We start from the raw sequence: 1300 nt of genomic DNA on the forward strand, positions 1-1300 counted from the left end.
CTAGTACAAGCAAGCGGAAGTTAGGTTAGTATTGGATGCTACTGGTTGATTGGAGGATGATACCGTGCCCCAACTAGCCCCAAAATCGCTGGTTCTGGAAACAAAGGAACGAAAAGAACTATGGCAGATACTCAGTCGCCATACCACTCCCCAACAAATTGCACTCAGAGCAAAAATCATTTTGCTAGCTGATGAAGGTAGAAATCATCATGAGATTGCTCGTGAATTAGAGATTAGCCTGAAGATGGCAAGGCTGTGGAGAAAACGATGGATGGAGGGACAGACAAAAGAGCTCCCCGTAGCAGAGCGATTATGCGATGCACAGCGGAGTGGGACACCTGCTAAATTTGAGTTAGAGCAGGTACTACACCTATTCAAACTAGCCTGTGACGACCCTCAAGATTACAACCGTCCCATCAGTCAGTGGACAAATCGAGAATTAGCGCAGGAAATGGTACAGCAAAAGATTGTCGAAGAAATTTCGCCACGCCATGTCGGTCGATTATTAGCGGAAGCCGAACTCAAACCACATCAGACAGGTTACTGGCTCAATCCCCTCCCGACCAAAATTTTGATGCCAAAGTAACAGATATTTGTCAAGTCTACCTGAATGCACACAAAAGAGCCTGTGAAGGAGAACGCACTATCAGTTTGGATGAGATGACCGGGATTCAAGCGTTGGAACGGACAGCGCCAGACTTAACTATGCGTCCTGGCAAGATTCAACGACGAGAGTTTGAATACATCCGGCATGGTACCCAAACCTTAATTGCCAGCTTTGATGTCGCCACTGGTCGAGTCATTTATCCCAGCGTTGGCAATACCCGCACCGAATTCGACTATCTTACTCATGTACAACAGACGATTGCCACTGACCCAGATGCAGTTAAATGGCATTTGATTATGGATTGCTTAAACACCCATCAATCGGCCTCTCTAGTGAGGTATGTGGCACAGGTCGAGGGTTTAGACATTGACTTAGGCATCAAGGGCAAGAGTGACATTCTGCAATCGATGAACACTAGAACAGAGTTTTTAACACAGGCCAGCCATCGTATTGTGTTTCACTTCACGCCCAAACATTGTTCTACAGCGAGATCAAATTGAAATATGGTTTGGTATTTTGATGCAGAAGTTACTCAGGCGGGGCAGTTTTCTCAGTCAAGCTGACTTAAAAACACGTATTCTTGACTTCATCGACTATTTCAACCGCACCATGGCAAAACCCTTTCAGTGGACTTACAAGGGGAAAGCGCTAGCTGCTTAAAATAGTACCTCCACTTCCGCCTAACTCTACTAG

The 1300-nt window shown here is 45.8% G+C and carries 2 protein-coding genes; both read left to right on the plus strand.

Translation table 11 applies throughout. The features are described from left to right. Positions 1 to 64 precede the first annotated feature (64 nt). Positions 65 to 586: a helix-turn-helix domain-containing protein gene (locus QUA57_RS28510; protein ID WP_333065156.1), complete on the plus strand. Its 522-nt coding sequence runs from the start codon at positions 65 to 67 to the stop codon at positions 584 to 586. A 65-nt stretch (positions 587 to 651) separates the two neighbouring features. Next, positions 652 to 1107 carry a transposase gene (locus QUA57_RS28515; RefSeq protein ID WP_445304522.1) on the plus strand — a complete coding sequence of 152 codons (456 nt, stop codon included), beginning with the start codon at positions 652 to 654 and terminating at the stop codon, positions 1105 to 1107. Positions 1108 to 1300: the final 193 nt, after the last annotated feature.

The organism is Microcoleus sp. Pol7_B2, from assembly GCF_036701035.1.
Taxonomy (GTDB): domain Bacteria; phylum Cyanobacteriota; class Cyanobacteriia; order Cyanobacteriales; family Microcoleaceae; genus Microcoleus.